This is a genomic window from Nostoc sp. (genome assembly GCF_036916985.1).
Taxonomy (GTDB): Bacteria; Cyanobacteriota; Cyanobacteriia; order Cyanobacteriales; family Nostocaceae; genus Nostoc.
In genome coordinates this window covers 135,456-151,242 of the sequence record NZ_JBALFD010000054.1, presented here as the reverse complement: position 1 = coordinate 151,242, position 15,787 = coordinate 135,456, and the positions used below count along the sequence as shown (strand labels likewise).

Here is a 15,787-nt window from a genome sequence, read left to right as displayed (position 1 = left end):
TCCGCCACTAAATCCCGAAAGATTCCGTTCGACTTGCATGTGTTAAGCATACCGCCAGCGTTCATCCTGAGCCAGGATCAAACTCTCCGTTTTGTTGTGTTTCGAGTTTGTGGCTCTGAAAAAAAATATTTTCCAGAATCCTAGTTACAATTTTGATTATCTTTTTGGGAAATCCCAAAATTAAAATCTTTTGACGAGGATTGGTTTTTTCTTAAGCTTTCAAAGTATTATGTTTTTTAGGTTCAGCGGTCGTTTGCGTTTTTCGCTTCCCGACTTAACTAGAGTAACTAGTCATCCCCTAGTTTGTCAAGGGGTAAATTTATTTTTTTTTCTAAAAGGGCAAATCGCTTGACTGGCAATACTTTCAAGTGAATGGCTTGAGCAACGAGAGGGAAGCGAAAACAAAGTGGCTAAACCTGACTGTGTGAATAATGCAGCTTGCTTGTCTTTAAATGGGATCTGAATGCAAGTTGAGTGATTATTGAAAAAGGCAGGAGATAGTATTGCTAGAGGGATTTATCCTGAATTCTCATGCCTGAACTAACTATATAAGAGCAGAATTGTTGTGGAGCTTGTGGTTTAAGACTTCTATTCTTATAGAGCGATCGCCACCTGGGCATTTTTGGAGCGTTCGGAATGGAAGATAGGCGTTACAGTGAGTCTAGCGCTGTAGAGGGGCTTCAAAATTTATAATGAATTTTTGAGAAAAAGCTAAAAACTAGACTAGGCAATAAATACAGATGATCCGACCGCGCAAGGTCTTTGCTCAACATTGGCTCAAAAGTGAAAAGGCGCTCAACGCAATTATAAAAGCAGCAGAGTGTACCGAAAGCGATCGCTCCGCCCATGCCGAAGGCGATCGCATCCTGGAAATTGGCCCCGGAACTGGGATTCTGACTCGTCGTTTATTACCTTTGGTGCAATCTCTGATTGCGGTTGAAATAGACCGCGACTTATGCCAACTGCTATCAAAGCAGCTTGGTAAGACTGAAAATTTTTTACTGCTACAAGGCGATTTTCTCACTCTAGATTTACCATCTTATCTGGAAGCCTTTCCTAATTTCCACAAGCCAAATAAGGTAGTAGCCAATATTCCCTACAATATTACAGGGCCAATCATTGAGAAACTACTGGGTACGATCGCCAACCCCAATCCCGAACCATTTGACTCTATAGTGTTGTTGGTACAAAAAGAAGTAGCAGAAAGGTTATATGCTAAATCAGGCTCAAAAGCATTTGGGGCGTTGAGCGTGCGAGTGCAGTATTTAGCTGAGTGTGAGTTAATCTGCACAGTCCCATCTGCTGCATTCCATCCACCGCCAAAAGTGGATTCAGCAGTAGTGCGATTGCGTCCCCGAAACATAGAAATACCAGCGCTTAATCCCCGACAGTTAGAGAATTTCTTAAAGTTGGGGTTTGGTGCCAAGCGCAAAATGTTACGAAATAATTTGCAATCAGTTATAGAACGCGATCGCTTGAGCCAATTACTGGAACAATTAAAAATAAATCCCCAAGCTAGAGCCGAAGACCTCAGCGTTCAGCAATGGGTAATTCTAGCAAATGAATTGGGAGTGGGGAGTTAGGAGAATTCCCATTCCCAATGCCCAATGCCCAATGCCCAATGACCAATTCCCCACTCTCATAAAATGCGTTCTTATAGCCTAATTGCCCCTGCTAAAATCAACTTGTATCTGGAAATCATTGGCGATCGCTCCGATGGCTATCATGAGTTAGCCATGATACTTCAAAGTATCGGACTTGCAGACCAGATTGATGTGCGTTCCATCAGCACTGAAAATATCCGTGTTCACTGCAATCAGCCACAAGTACCGACAGATAAAAGTAATCTGGCATACCGCGCGGCAGAATTAATGGTGAGACAGTTTCCCGAAGCCTTCGCTAAATATGGAGGCGTGGAGATTAGTATCAACAAACAAATTCCTGTTGCTGCTGGGTTGGCTGGGGGTTCGACGAATGCAGCAGCGGTGTTAGTGGGGATAGATTTACTGTGGAAGTTGGGGCTAACTCAGTCAGAATTAGAGGAGTTGGGAAGTACACTCGGTTCAGATGTACCGTTTTGTGTGGCGGGTGGAACTGCGATCGCCACAGGTAGGGGTGAACAACTTTCTCCCCTGCCGAGTTTAGATAATATATATATAGTCTTGGCGAAATACCGCAGCCTGGAAGTTTCTACTGCTTGGGCATACAAAACCTATCGACAGCAGTTTGGTGATTCTTATATTAGAGATAGCGACAATCTGGAAGCACGTGCTAATGCAGTTCACTCAGGAGCAATAGTAAAAGCTATTCTGGATAAAGATGCGGGAGAAATTGCCCAAAAACTGCACAATGATTTAGAACGCGTGGTATTGCCAGCCTATCCCCAAGTCTTGCAACTGCGGGAAATATTTGCAAATCAGGAAGGCGTTTTAGGAACAATGATGTCTGGTTCTGGGCCAACAGTATTTGCTCTTTTTGAATCTCAACAGCAGGCAGAAAAAATTAAGCTGCAAGTTCGGGAAGCAATTGTTGATGAGGACTTAGAATTGTTTGTGACTCGGACAATTACACATGGTATTCAGGTGGCATCTTCAGTTTAAATAAATTTTTATAGCGGTTCCCATTCAGATGAGGTACAACATTATACCGCAAGGTGTAGGGGCACGGCACTGCCGTGCCCCTACGGGTGTACCTTACTCGGTAGGGAAATGCTATATGCTTAATTCAAATGGCTAGTAAAGACGCAGAGATGCAATTTTAAGGACGATTAGCTAAGGATAATAATTATTTCCTAATCCTCCAATCGAAAATCTCAAACCTAAAATCCCAAAGATTATGAATGACCAAAACCTCACGCCACAAACAGATGCTAAAGAACAAGTTACAGCGAGTCCGTTACGCTGTTTTACGGGGGCGGTGATTTCTGGAGGAATGGGATTTGCAGCATATTCGCTGATGATTGCGATCGCTACAAATTTTGCAACTAAACCTGTCCATTCAATTAATCCATTGGTAATTAAGATTTCTTCTGCTGTTCGCACTCTAGTTGTTGGTGTAGTTGCTCTAGGAAGTGGGATATTTAGTTTAGTGGCAATTGGTTTGTTGGCTTTGGGAGTGCAATTATTAGTGCAGCAATTGACTAAGGAAAAAAGTAGTGAAAACTAGTAATTTGCTTTAGAGGATATTTGAAAAGTATTGGGCGAATAGAATTCGCTACTACACAAACCAAGTCCACCTGCGTGGACTAATACAAAATCAAGGATTTTTATTAACCTGCGGAGGCAGGTTTTGCCTGTGTAGCCGCGATTTCTAATCGCCGAGGCGGGTCAGAAATTAGACTTTTCAAACAACCTCTTAGAGTAAGTAATCTCAAGGCGTAACTAGTAAACTACTAGCAGTTAGGCGATCGCAACTGCAAATCTTGGGCATTATCCTCATCAGTAGCCTGGATTATTTATACCTTTTAGTTGCAGCTAGTAGAGATATCGTTATACTTGGTGAGTCTCTATATGTAGTGCGATTCTTGACTTTAACAGATTTTGAGTTGACACTTTGTAGACTGGCTCAATATTCAGAAAATTATACGGAATTGATACCAGCGACACTGAAATTGGTAGCAGCAACATTATTTATAAGCAAAGATTATGAACACAACCAAGAGATATTTTTTACCCTTTATTTTTGTGGCGATGGTCATCAGCCTCAGCAGTTGTAGTTCTAACCCCACTGCTCAGAATATTGACAGTGTGAAGCCATCCCCTAGCGTAGCGGCAACCAATAGCCTGCCGTCTCAGACTCCCAGTCAAATTCCTAGAGTAGCTCAGTTGAGAGAAAAATCTCCTAATCAAGAACCTCCTAAAAAAAATACACCTCCCTCATCAACTTCTAAAACTGCCATTAAAACTACCAACGTTACACTATACACAAGTGATGCTCAATGTCAAAAGCTAGTTCCAGAAAAGGTTTCAGTGCCAGCCGAAGAACCAGTGAAAAATGTCGTAAATAAAATCTTAGAAAAACGAGATACAAGCGACTTTAGCTTGTCTGGGTATCGTGTCAACCTCAAAAATGGCATTGCTACAGTTGATTTGCGAATATCCCCTGAGTCAAAGCGGCAAATAGCTTCTCTTTCTAGTTGTGAACAGTTTGCTCTGTTTGGTAGTCTCCGCAAAACCTTAACGAGTAATGCCCAATGGAATATTAAAGAGGTTCGTTTCACTGAGCGAGGTGAGGATATTGTTCTTTAGTTCAATATGGTAGCAAGTACCGTCGTTAGCTAATTAAAAAGATTTTTCAATCTGAACAGCCACAGGAATTATACATCAGCATCTACTAAAACAGTGTATGTTCTAGCCAATTGAAAACAGCTGTAAATAGTGGTATGCTTAAGTTTAGCTCTAAATTTGTAGGAGCAATTCGCGGGTGTAATTCAGTGGTAGAATGTCATCTTCCCATGGTGAACGTCGTGGGTTCGAGTCCCATCGCCCGCTTTAGAAAAAAGCCTTATTTAACAAGCATTTCAAGGATTTCCTCTGTAAACTCTTGCGTTGAGGAATGAGCGCATTATCTTTGAGCTACTCTAGTCCTGGTATTAACCCTTGACCTTCTACTGTCTTGCTCTTGCGCTTGCTTGTGCGATCGCTTTTTGGTTTGCTGTTGTTTAATTTTTCTCGTTCGGCTCGGATTCGTTCTAGTAAGACTGATGCAGGTTCATCATCTGGGTCTTGGGGGACGAGTTCACCCCGGAAGGCTTTTAATAATATTGATTGATTTAGCTTTTCTAGTTTTTCTATTGTTGGTTGATGTTGTTTATGAATAACATCAATTATTGCGAAATGCTTTTCAATTAGAGAAACAATTTGCTTTTGTTCGTTGAAGGGTGCAATAATCACAGGTGCAGTCCCTAGTCGGCTTTTATTGAGTATTGCAGCATTTACAGTAGCAGATGCGTTTTCAATTATCCAATTACGTAGAAAATACTGTGACCAGTAGTAGAGAAACTTAGGAAATATTCCTTGATAAGGTATTAAAGCATTAAGTTGTTGATTAATAACCGAAGGACGATTAAGTAAACCAATTTTACCAACACTACCTATACAAACTGCTAAAATGCTATTTTCAGGAATGATACGAGCTTGCTTTGTTCCTAATTCAGTTAAAGTCCTGTTAGGAGGTAAAATACTTCCCGAAACATGAATTTGTGACGGGGTGATAAAAGGAATATCGCCATCCCAAAAATCTTTATTAGTAGTTGAAGGTGTCTTTCCAGTAACTAAGAAGCAGATACTTTCCAAATTTGTACATAACCAGCTTGCTGGTAATTCAGATAGAGCAAAGTTATTAGACAAATTAAAATCGTTTTTTGTTTGATTACCACTGTTTTGAAGGAGTTCTAATTCTTCTTGTTTCCATGTTTTACTATGTTCTTTTTTAATCTTATCCAACAAAACTGAAGCAGGTTCAACGTCTGGGTTTTGTTCGCGCCAGTCGGCTGTTAAATCGCCTCGGAAGGCTGCGGCGAGGACGGATTGGCGGAAGCGATCGCATAACTGAGGTATACTGTCTAGTGCTTTCTTGGCTTTTTGAGTGCGATCGTTCAATTCCTCAATTTTGGCAACAATCCGCTTTTGTTCGTTGAGGGGTGGAAGAGCAAGGGAAAATTCAGCTAAAGTTGGAAAGTTAATTCTAGGATGCTGAACGCCATTAACATTTTGACTTGCGTAACTAACAAAATCCCTACTTAAAAAACGATACTTTAAAAATTCATTAGATATATAATAATTTTTTGAAAACACTAAAATATCAGTAGAGCAAACCCCTTCAAAATTTACTACATTGACCTTGTTTAAATATGGGCGTAGCTTACCGTAAAGTAAATCTCCAGAATAAAATTTTGACTTTGTACTTTTAACATCTTTAGAATTACCGTAGCCTAAAAGTTTTCCTGTATCCTTGTCTATGTGTTCCAGTCCTATATATGGAATAGATTGGATTTCAGCAGGTTCAATTTTTTTATCAGAAGGCAGAGTAATATCACCTAATTTTATCCATTTCCAACTATCAGGTAATTCTATTAATTGTTCACTCATTCCAATCAATTCCATTAATCCTCATCCTGTCCTAAAAACAAACCTTCTAAATCCTGATACCCACTAACAACACGCAAAATTTTAACACCTTCCTCAATTACAAGACTTTAAGCGTACAAATGTTAATCATTCACCAGCCTGAGTGCGTTTTTGTTGCAGCTTTTCGCGCAACCTCTCAAATACATCCTTTGCATCCAGCACCTCACCTCGTTCAGCCAACTCAATTCCCACCTGAATTTTCTGCTGTAATTCCTTAAACCTGCCTTTATATAAATGTTCCCACTCGTCATCTAGCGAGTTTATTTTCTTGCTCAACTTTCTTGCTCCTAATCTTCAATTTGTAACCCATTTACTCGACTAAACTCGCGTACATTATGCGTCACTAAAATTAAATTATTAGCCATTGCAATAGCCGCAATTTGTAAATCATAAGGGCCAATGGGTGTCCCATTAGCTGCTAACTCAGCCCGAATTCTTCCAAAAATCTTAGCTGCTGCATCATCAAAAGGTAAAGATATAAAATTATTGAGAAATGCTTCCTGTAAAGCCAAAGTCCTTACAGGATTATTACTACGCATTGCACCGTATAATAGTTCACCTTTCACAACTGAACACACAGCAACATCTTGCGGAGATAGCATTGTCAATCGTTGCCGCACACCAGATATAGGACGATTTAGATAAACAATGCAAGCATTAGTATCTAATAAATCAATCTAACTGCTCCCTTTGTTCATACTCTCCTTGGGGATATCTTTGAATAGGGTCATCAGCTAAACAACCAGCCGTCTGTTCAAAAAAACCTGGAGGCCAGCCTAATTCTTCAGGTGTTTTTTGCTGTGTTAACCCACCTCTGCGGCTGGCAAGTTCCTTTTCTATTTCATCTTCATTTAACAAATCCTGACCAGAATCAACAATTTTAGAGCGAATTTCTCGTAAGCGTTCTACCAAGGGAGGTTTATTTGCAGAGTTTTTCAAGTGAAGAAATTCTACAAAATCTAAAACTTCCTGTTGTTTTTCTTGGGGAAGAGAACGCCAGTGTGTTAATAATTCTTGTTCTGCACTCATTACTATTCACCTACTAAGATTACTCATGTTTCTATTCTAAAGTTGGCATACCCACGGAGGAACTAACAGCCTCCGCAGCTTCTTCGCCTTCCAGCAATATCATTAAAGCTTCCATCTCCTTGGTTGCAATTCGCAATTTCTCCATAATCTCAGCAGCAATTACCTCTGGTTCAGGTAAATTATCCCCAGATTGCAAACTTTCATCGCGTAACCAAGAAATATCAAGGTTTTCATGACGTTTTTCAATATAATCCCGTGTAAAACACCGAAAACGTTCATTCTCTCCTAAATCTACACGAGGATGATTGCCATTAGGGTCATCTCCATAGCATTGCTTAAACTCAGCGAAATGCTCACGAGTTAAAGGATAACGCTTACCAAAACTGGGCATATTGGTTCGCATATCATAGAACCAAACTGCTTTGGTGTTGCCTTTCTCGGTTGTTCCTCGTTGGAAAAATAAAACATTCGTCTTCACACCCTGAGCATAAAATATCCCAGTGGGCAACCGTAAGATTGTATGCAAATTGCACTTATTCATCAAGTCAGCCCGAATTGCTCGTCCCTGTCCATCCTCAAACAGTACGTTATCGGGTAAAACCACAGCCGCCCGTCCCCCTGGCTTGAGTGATCTGTATATGTGCTGCAAAAACGCCAATTGCTTATTTGAAGTGGAATAGGTGAAATCATCTCTCGAAGGTAAACCACCCCCCTTTTTCGTGCCAAAGGGCGGATTAGTGAGAATTACATCTGCTTTCGCTAGTCGCTGTCCTTGCGACGAAAGGGTATCACCCAAATCTACAGCACCCTCGATTCCGTGTAACATCATATTCATCAACAGCAAGCGGTGAGCATCCTGCACCAACTCCATGCCATAAAACGCCTGATGCTGCTGAAAGGATTGCTGGGCTTCTGTCCATTCAAAAGGGTCATGGTATTGACGAATATAGCGATCGCCTGCAATCAAAAACCCCCCCGTACCCGCAGCAGGGTCTTGGATCAATTCTCCTGGTTGTGGCTTGATGAGGGCAACCATACAATCAATCAAAGGTCTAGGGGTAAAATACTGTCCTGCACCAGATTTCTTCTCATCCGCGTTTTTCTGGAGTAGCCCTTCATATAAATCACCAAACTCATCTCGATGCTCAGAAAACCAGTCCAATTCATCAATACTGGTAACAAGCTTTTTAAGGATGCGCGGTATTTTGAGGGAAGTTTGAGCATTAACAAAAATCGCCTGTACCCGTTGAGAGGAATTTTCAGAACCCAACATCAGTAAGAGCGATCTATAAAATATTAGTTGCTCCGTCTCACCCTTATTAACCAAATCACCCCAACGATATCCCTCCGGTAATTGCTTTTCAGCACCCGTCTCCTGTGCCATCTTCAAAAATAGCAAATAGGTTAACTCTGTAACATATTGTAGGTATGTAACACCATCATCTCGGAGAACGTCGCAGAGCTTCCAAAGCTTTTGAACAATATCGGAGGTAGCTACCATAATTTAATTCGTAATTCGTAATTCGTAATTTTGGAGAAAGTTCATCGGGGTTCAAGGGTAAGTAGGATAATCCACAGGATTCATCCCGCTTGAATATATTAGTTGTCTTTGTGTCTTTGTATGAAATATTTAATTAACGCCGTGTGCAACTTTCTCTCAGACCTAACCCCCAACCCCTTCCCTACAAGGGAAGGAGAGCAAGAATCAAAGCCTCTCTCCCTATGGGGGAGAGGTTTGGAGAGGGGTTCTAAGGATAAGTTGCACATTGCGTTAATTAGCGACATCCCAAATATTTTTGTGAATCTGGATCACAATATTCTCTAAATCTCCGCCAAAAACCTTATTAAGTCTTTCAAATCCGCCACCTTGGGTTTTAAATTCCCCTTTATCCAAAGCTTCCCGATCAACGATCGTTTCTGCTTTCATCTGTTTGCCAATACGTTCTAACCACTTACGTTGAGGAGAAGTCCAAGGCTGACTTGCCAGAATTTTTTTCATCGCCCGATCTACCCGTTCTGTGTAGGGAATCAAAGCATCACCCAAAGTAGCCTGACGGATAAAGCCAATGATAGAAGCAGCAATATCTTCATTGGTAATTTCTCGCCATGCAGTTTTTAGGTTAATTTCTGTATATCCTGCCGTATATAGTCCTATTCGTAGCTCCTTGAGTTGCGCTCTAGTCAACTCACGGGGACGCTGTGTAACAATCATTAAAGCGGGAATCTTGTTCATGTTCTCTAACAAGAAAGCTCTAAAACTATCTAAATAATCTTCTGGACGTTCGGCATTGCCATAACCCCGTTCAATAGCCACTAACTCATCAGCATGGCGAGAAACCAGCATTGGCACAGTACCACCATCTCGAAGATCCAGAATTTGAGCGATCGCTTTTCTTTGTTCCCACCATTCCCTTACCTGGTGTGGTGTACTTTGCTTGAGATGGGAAACCATATTTGATAATGGCATTCCGGCGATCGCTTCTAACTGTTCTTGATTGTTAGGACTCAAATGCCTGCGTTTGCGCTGAATTTTCGCCAGTAGTTGGTTAATGACTGTTTCTAAAGCATCAGGGTTGTTGACTGTTTCCAACTCCTCCACCAATTGAGTAAAGGAAATATTGGGGTTAACCACCACAGGTTTCATACTGGAGACAGGAGCGATCGCTTCATATAATCGCACCGCATCAAAAATACGAAAGACCTCTTTGTTGATTTCATTACAAAGGCGGGTTGCCCTTCCCAACATCTGCTCGTAGAGAATGCGGGAATTGACGCGACGAATAAACACCAAATTACAAATCGCGGGAATATCAATTCCTGTGGTCAGTAAGTCTACGGTAACAGCCACCTTGGGATTAACTTCATTGCGGAACTTACGAATCAACTCTAATGGCTTATCTGCATTGCCTGTAATTTTGACAATTGCATCATCCTCCACACTGCCATAGATAGACTGAAACGCTTGTTTAAGCTGGTTAACGACAATATCTGCATGACCGTCGGTAGCACAGAAAATCAGCGTTTTTTCTGGCAGTGATGGATCAATATGCTGGGCTAATGCTTCACAGACAACTCGGTTAAAATCTTCTGTAATTACTTTGCGGTTAAACTGTTCTACCTCAATTTTTACCTCATCAGGTGCATGAACTAAGTCAAGTTGCCCAGTTTGGGGATTGAAAAATTCCATCTGCTCACCAGGATTCCAAACCATGCCCTCCTCAGATAACTTTGTCCTAATCTTGAAAGGTACTTCATGGTCAATTAACCAGCCATCTATCACAGCTTCTCGATAGCTGTAGATGTAAACAGGTTCACCAAAAATTTGGGTGGTGTGCAGTGCGGGAGTTGCAGTTAAACCAATTTTTACAGCGTCGAAATGCTCCAACACTCGACGGTACTTTGATACATAATCGTTAAAATCCCGAAACTCTAGTTCGCGATCGCTTAATTCTCGATCTAGTAAATAGCCCCGGTGACACTCATCCACGACAATGCAATCATACTGATCTGGCGTGATTACTGATGCACTATCGGAGGGGTAGAGAACTCGTTTAACCATACCTTGCACCGTGGCAATATGCACTTTGGTATCCCGATCGAGTTCAATATCTTTGAGATCCTTAATCTCGAAGATATCAGCAAAACTTTGTAGGTTCTCCATTCGGGAATCTTTAAAGGCATTGGAGGTTTGTTCTCCTAGTGCAGTGCGATCAACCAGAAATAATATGCGTCGAAATCGCTTGGTTTTGAGTAACCGATACACTAAAGCAATACAAGTTTTAGTTTTGCCTGTACCTGTTGCCATTGCTAACAGTAATATCCGTTGTTCCCTGGCTAGCGCAGACTCTACTGCTTGGATGGCACGAATTTGATAATCACGCAACTCTAGTCCATAGTTAAAGCCTTCCTGGGTTAAACGAGTATTTGCCTGGTCAATATCTTGAGCTAAGGCATCTAATAACCCTTGAGGACTGTGCCATGTGGCAAGGCATACCCGCAGATTAGTTGGACGGCGCAAATCACAGAACCAAATCCCACTCTTGGTCTGAAGCTGCTGCAAGTATGGTCTACCATTGGTAGCAAATACAAACGGTACTTTGTAGTTTTGCCAAGACCCACTAGCCAAAACTTCCTCACCCAAGACTTGGAAACCTTCACTGTAGCGTTTGGCTTGGTTCAATGCTCCTTCAGAGATATCTTTACTCTGACGCTTGGCTTCCACTACTGCGACAATTTGCAAGCCACAGAATAAGGCATAGTCGGCTCGTCCATTAGCGGTGGGATATTCTGCGATCGCTAAATTTCTTCCTTTCTGAGGACGTACACCATTTTGATAAGTCAATTCTTCTGAGTCTGCTTCCCATCCAGCCGCACGTAATTGAATATCAATCAGTCGGCGTGTCTCTCTCTCATCCAGCAGCACTCCACTTTCAGCGACTTGGGCTTGAGTAATTGTCTGCTGAATGGTTTGCTGTGACTGCTTTTGAGCTTGGGCTTGAATTTCTGCTAAATGTTGTAATACCTCCTGCACTTTGGCTTGGGCTTCCCGTGCCAAATCTTCGGCGGCGGTGCGTTGTTGTGCTTCAGTTTCCGCAGTTACTAAATGCTTTTGCGCTTCTTCTCGCAAGCGTGCTAATTCTGCTTTGAGTGTCTCTGTCTCTATTTTTGGGTCAGCAGGAGGAATAAACGCCCCTGGGTCAAAATTGCGACCTCCACCAAAAGCGCGATGGAACCAAATGCTTAACGCAAGAGCATATTTCAGCCCACTTAACGCCGTGCGGTGATTACCAGAAAGCTCATGAGTCGCCTGATTACCAATTTTTCGCAACTCATGAAACAGACGATCTACTTCACCTTTGATTAAACCGCGATCGCGCAACCGATTGAGTAAATCAATCTGCCGTTCATCTGCTACCTCATAAAGCCCAATATTGGCTGCTGCTAATTGCGCCAGCAATTCACCAAACTGCCGCAACTTAATCAAACAAGTATTGGGGTCATCGGCAAAATATCGCTCTGCTAAAGCACCCAAGCGCACAAGTTGTTGATCGTGGACTGCAAGAAATGAGAAGTTTAACGACTCTGGCATATAGGCTTATAGAAAAGCACCCTGATTATTGTGTTTAGAGCTACTTAAAAAACCTAAGTAATTCTAATCCGGTCTTATCAACTAAGTTATAACCCAATCAGTTCAGTTAAGCATTTCTTTCTTCTCTCAGTGCCCTCTACGTCTCTGTGGTAGCCTGCGGCAAGCCCTCCGAGTGACGCTCCTAACGTCGCTAACGCTGCGCTAACAGCAGTCGCTCATGGGGGAAACCCCCTACAGCCCTTCGGGCATCCTACGGCAGGTGCTAGCCTCTCCCTTTGGGCTACGGTGTACACACATCTTTGTATAAAACCAAAATCGTTGAAGATCCCCCTAAATCCCCCTTAAAAAGGGGGACTTTGACTCTGGTTCCCCCTTTTTTAAGGGGGGTTAGGGGGGATCTAAACGCTGTGAGGCAACTCTCAAAGACTTGTGTGTACACCGTAGCCCTTTGGGAGAAGACCGCGCTGCTTCACTGCTTTGCGTCTACGTTAAAAAAATTGACTTTGACAAAGGGTTTTAGTCTTAACCCAAGCGTATTGGGCTTTGGCGTTAAGTTGACGCGAATAGATAGATGTACCCCCCGACAAAGTATCCACACAATTGAAATCTGAGGAATTTATAGAAACACATCTATCTTATGAAGTATTTTATACAAAAAACAAATAAATATTCACATAGTTATTTAAAGATGATGTAATCTCAGCGTTCAAAATCAAGGCTGTAAAGCTGATAAATCAACGCCTTACCGTCTATCGAAGGTAGCAAAAGTAAAGGAGAAATGTCAGGATTAGAAGATGTACCTTTGGGGAATGATGTCAAGTAGGTGAAATATTTATTAATATTATTAATAGGAAGTGTAAACTCGGCGACAAGAGTCCGAAAAGATTTCTCATGGCGTTATTTCGCATCAATCACCAGATTCTTCACTAACGGAGCAGAAGATCATGAACGACCAGCAACCATCAGACTCTAAGCAATTCGTCGGGAATCTCAAGAATGGTATTTGGCTGTTTGGCCTGTCATCCTGGGTATTTGGCATTACCGATCGCAGTATTGCTTCATTTGCAGATGGCTATCTATCTGCTTTGGATTTGACGCAACTATTCACCGCGGCGACGTTTTTTGTGGCGTGGCTATTTTTAAAACCGACATCCAGAGTTTAAATTAAGCAACTGATTGAGTATCCAGTCACTCTTGATGCCAGTCCGATCGAGATGCGTAAGTTGCCGATTTTACTCCATCCTACTTCTGCATCCAAGAAAAGTGTAGTAGTTAGATTGCGTCTTTTCTCTTGCGAAGTCAGAGTTATAGCTCCTGTGATTTTGATGTATCTAGAAAAATTTTTCTAATTTTCTGGAATTGATTACGCTCATGTAGTAGTATCTATCAGATTACCGATTTATACTGAAACTCTATAACGAAGCTTCGGGGAATATAACCCCATTTCGGATTAAAAGCCCAGTCTTCATGGCTGGGCTTTTGACAAGTAAGGGACTTCCAAATAAAAAAACATTCAATTAACTCTTGTGGGGTGGGCGCTCATGTTGCCTACCCCACAATATTGGATAATTTATTTCTTGGAGTTCCCTAATTAAAAAAATTGGGGTAACTCTGGAAAATCCCAGAATTACCCCGAATTTAGAAGTTAGGAATTGTTCTTAACTCTTAACTACTCATTCACTTAGGCAAAGGCGGCGGTTGTCACGTCGTTATTCGATAGAATTTCTTGCAACTCTTCAGCGTCTACGGTTTCTTTATCAACCAGCATTTCCGCTATCTGATCTAAAATGTGGCGGTTACGCACCAACACTTCTTTAGCGCGTGTATAGGCTACATCTACAAGTTTGCGGACTTCTTCATCAATGGCGGCGGCGGTTTCTTCAGAAAAATCGCGCTCTGACATGATATCTCGTCCGAGGAACATGTTACCTTGTTGACGACCAAGGGCAACAGGGCCTAAGCGATCGCTCATCCCAAACCGGGTAATCATTTGACGAGCAACACGGGCTACCTGTTGTAAATCATTAGAAGCACCAGTGGTAACTTCTTCTTCACCAAAGATTAATTCTTCAGCAATCCGACCACCCAAAGCTACAGCCATCTGATTTTCCAGATAAGCGCGGCTGTATAAACCAGTGTCCATCCGGTCTTCACTGGGGGTAAACCAAGTTAAACCACCTGCGCGACCACGAGGAATGATGCTAATCTTCTGCACTGGGTCGTAGTCTGGCATCAAAGCACCAACCAAGGCGTGACCAGCTTCATGATAAGCTACCAAGGTTTTACGCTTTTCGCTCATTACTCGGTCTTTCTTCTCTGGCCCAGCTAATACGCGATCAATTGCGTCGTTGATTTCATCCATCGAAATTTCAGTCAAATTCCGGCGTGCTGCTAGAATTGCGGCTTCATTCAATAGGTTGGATAAATCTGCGCCAGTAAATCCAGGGGTACGACGAGCAATTTTATCCAAGTCCACATCTTTCGCCAAGGTCTTACCACGGGCGTGTACCTTGAGGATTTCGCTGCGTCCGGCATAGTCGGGACGGTCTACCACAACTTGACGGTCAAAGCGACCAGGACGCAATAAGGCTGCATCTAGGACATCAGGACGGTTGGTAGCGGCAATAATGATGATGCCTGTGTTGCCTTCAAAGCCATCCATTTCGGTGAGCAACTGGTTGAGGGTTTGTTCCCGCTCATCATTACCACCACCTAAGCCTGCACCGCGTTGACGACCTACAGCGTCAATTTCATCGATGAAGACGATACAAGGAGCATTGGTCTTAGCTTGTTCAAATAAATCGCGGACGCGGGATGCACCCACACCGACGAACATTTCCACAAATTCTGAACCGGAGATTGAGAAGAAAGGTACACCTGCTTCACCAGCTACAGCACGAGCTAGGAGAGTTTTACCAGTACCAGGAGGGCCAACTAACAACACACCTTTAGGAATTTTTGCACCAACGGCAGTAAAGCGATCGGCGTTTTTGAGAAAGTCTACGACTTCGTTTAATTCCAACTTGGCTTGGTCAATACCAGCGACATCGCCAAATGTCACCTGAGTTTGTGGTTCCATTTGCACTCTGGCTTTGGATTTGCCAAAGTTCATTGCTTGGCTGCCTGGGCCACTTTGAGCGCGACGTAGTAAGAAGAATAAGCCAACCAAAAGCAATACAGGGAAAAATAAGCTGCTCAGTGCCTTAAACCAAAATCCTTCGTCGGTTTGGGGCAAAACAGAAATATCAACGCCTTTAGAAGTCAGAGTATTAATCAGGTCGGGATCGTTGACTAAGGTAACAATCCGTTTTGCTGGGTCATATTTGGGTGTAACCAGTGCTGTGGAGCGATCTGCACTCAAACTGACTTTTTCTACTCTGCCTTGCTGAACTTCTTGAATAAAGCGACTGTATCGCCATGTTTCTCTGCTTTGGGGTTGTTTGTCAAAAAATGCTGTTCCCAGCGCAATGACGACAATAAACAGCAGCGCGTACAGCCCTGCATTTCTCCATCTTTTATTCACTAAGGTCTATCCTCCGGT

General features: G+C 42.4%; 12 protein-coding genes, 1 tRNA gene and 1 rRNA gene. 6 read left to right on the top strand and 8 right to left on the bottom strand.

All coding sequences use genetic code 11. From position 1 onward, the window contains the following. Positions 1–93: ribosomal RNA gene (locus V7L07_RS18945) — 16S ribosomal RNA — on the bottom strand; the annotation flags it as partial. 647 nt (positions 94–740) lie between these two features. Here V7L07_RS18945 and rsmA point away from each other — a divergent pair. The 5 genes from rsmA (at position 741) to V7L07_RS18920 (ending at position 4,490) form a co-directional block, all read left to right on the top strand. Next, positions 741–1,583 (top strand): 16S rRNA (adenine(1518)-N(6)/adenine(1519)-N(6))-dimethyltransferase RsmA, encoded by an 843-nt coding sequence (gene rsmA, locus V7L07_RS18940; protein ID WP_335060384.1) that lies wholly within the window; start codon positions 741–743, stop codon positions 1,581–1,583. A gap of 63 nt (positions 1,584–1,646) precedes the next feature. Beyond that, positions 1,647–2,600 (top strand): 4-(cytidine 5'-diphospho)-2-C-methyl-D-erythritol kinase, encoded by a 954-nt coding sequence (gene ispE / locus V7L07_RS18935; protein WP_335060382.1) that lies wholly within the window; start codon positions 1,647–1,649, stop codon positions 2,598–2,600. A 235-nt stretch (positions 2,601–2,835) separates the two neighbouring features. After that, positions 2,836–3,165: a DUF3082 domain-containing protein gene (locus V7L07_RS18930; protein ID WP_335060380.1), complete on the top strand. Its 330-nt coding sequence runs from the start codon at positions 2,836–2,838 to the stop codon at positions 3,163–3,165. A gap of 479 nt (positions 3,166–3,644) precedes the next feature. Continuing rightward, a complete protein-coding gene (locus V7L07_RS18925) occupies positions 3,645–4,247 on the top strand; it encodes a sporulation/spore germination protein (protein ID WP_335060378.1) in 603 nt (200 codons plus the stop codon). A 171-nt stretch (positions 4,248–4,418) separates the two neighbouring features. Then, positions 4,419–4,490 (top strand) — tRNA-Gly (locus tag V7L07_RS18920). A gap of 84 nt (positions 4,491–4,574) precedes the next feature. Here the strand turns inward: V7L07_RS18920 and V7L07_RS18915 are convergent. The 6 genes from V7L07_RS18915 to hsdR form a co-directional block, all read right to left on the bottom strand. Continuing rightward, positions 4,575–6,089, bottom strand: a complete 1,515-nt coding sequence (locus V7L07_RS18915; RefSeq protein ID WP_335060376.1) for a restriction endonuclease subunit S — start codon at positions 6,087–6,089, stop codon at positions 4,575–4,577. Between the two features lie 126 nt (positions 6,090–6,215). Next, on the bottom strand, positions 6,216–6,404 hold the full coding sequence (locus tag V7L07_RS18910) for a hypothetical protein (protein ID WP_335060374.1): 189 nt from the start codon (positions 6,402–6,404) through the stop codon (positions 6,216–6,218). An 11-nt stretch (positions 6,405–6,415) separates the two neighbouring features. Then, positions 6,416–6,805 (bottom strand): type II toxin-antitoxin system VapC family toxin, encoded by a 390-nt coding sequence (locus V7L07_RS18905; RefSeq protein ID WP_335060390.1) that lies wholly within the window; start codon positions 6,803–6,805, stop codon positions 6,416–6,418. Then, positions 6,801–7,157 (bottom strand): DUF2281 domain-containing protein, encoded by a 357-nt coding sequence (locus tag V7L07_RS18900; protein ID WP_335060372.1) that lies wholly within the window; start codon positions 7,155–7,157, stop codon positions 6,801–6,803. The genes V7L07_RS18905 and V7L07_RS18900 overlap by 5 nt, the downstream gene beginning before the upstream one ends. Before the next feature lie 31 nt (positions 7,158–7,188). After that, positions 7,189–8,658 (bottom strand): class I SAM-dependent DNA methyltransferase, encoded by a 1,470-nt coding sequence (locus V7L07_RS18895; RefSeq protein ID WP_335060370.1) that lies wholly within the window; start codon positions 8,656–8,658, stop codon positions 7,189–7,191. 270 nt (positions 8,659–8,928) lie between these two features. Then, positions 8,929–12,246 carry a type I restriction-modification system endonuclease gene (gene hsdR / locus V7L07_RS18890; RefSeq protein ID WP_335060368.1) on the bottom strand — a complete coding sequence of 1,106 codons (3,318 nt, stop codon included), beginning with the start codon at positions 12,244–12,246 and terminating at the stop codon, positions 8,929–8,931. A 944-nt stretch (positions 12,247–13,190) separates the two neighbouring features. On the opposite strand from hsdR, the gene V7L07_RS18885 reads away from it, so the two are divergent. Continuing rightward, positions 13,191–13,409, top strand: a complete 219-nt coding sequence (locus tag V7L07_RS18885; protein ID WP_179067842.1) for a hypothetical protein — start codon at positions 13,191–13,193, stop codon at positions 13,407–13,409. A gap of 518 nt (positions 13,410–13,927) precedes the next feature. Here the strand turns inward: V7L07_RS18885 and ftsH3 are convergent. Further along, positions 13,928–15,769, bottom strand: a complete 1,842-nt coding sequence (ftsH3, locus tag V7L07_RS18880) for an ATP-dependent zinc metalloprotease FtsH3 (RefSeq protein ID WP_179067843.1) — start codon at positions 15,767–15,769, stop codon at positions 13,928–13,930. Positions 15,770–15,787 lie beyond the last annotated feature (18 nt).

Excerpts from the sequence above, each read along its gene's own strand:
- rsmA (WP_335060384.1), top strand. The coding sequence starts at position 741 with ATGATCCGACCGCGCAAGGTCTTTGCTCAACATTGGCTCAAAAGTGAA.
- ispE (WP_335060382.1), top strand. The coding sequence starts at position 1,647 with ATGCGTTCTTATAGCCTAATTGCCCCTGCTAAAATCAACTTGTATCTG.
- V7L07_RS18930 (WP_335060380.1), top strand. The coding sequence starts at position 2,836 with ATGAATGACCAAAACCTCACGCCACAAACAGATGCTAAAGAACAAGTT.
- V7L07_RS18925 (WP_335060378.1), top strand. The coding sequence starts at position 3,645 with ATGAACACAACCAAGAGATATTTTTTACCCTTTATTTTTGTGGCGATG.
- V7L07_RS18915 (WP_335060376.1), bottom strand. The coding sequence starts at position 6,089 with ATGAGTGAACAATTAATAGAATTACCTGATAGTTGGAAATGGATAAAA.
- V7L07_RS18900 (WP_335060372.1), bottom strand. The coding sequence starts at position 7,157 with ATGAGTGCAGAACAAGAATTATTAACACACTGGCGTTCTCTTCCCCAA.
- V7L07_RS18895 (WP_335060370.1), bottom strand. The coding sequence starts at position 8,658 with ATGGTAGCTACCTCCGATATTGTTCAAAAGCTTTGGAAGCTCTGCGAC.
- hsdR (WP_335060368.1), bottom strand. The coding sequence starts at position 12,246 with ATGCCAGAGTCGTTAAACTTCTCATTTCTTGCAGTCCACGATCAACAA.
- V7L07_RS18885 (WP_179067842.1), top strand. The coding sequence starts at position 13,191 with ATGAACGACCAGCAACCATCAGACTCTAAGCAATTCGTCGGGAATCTC.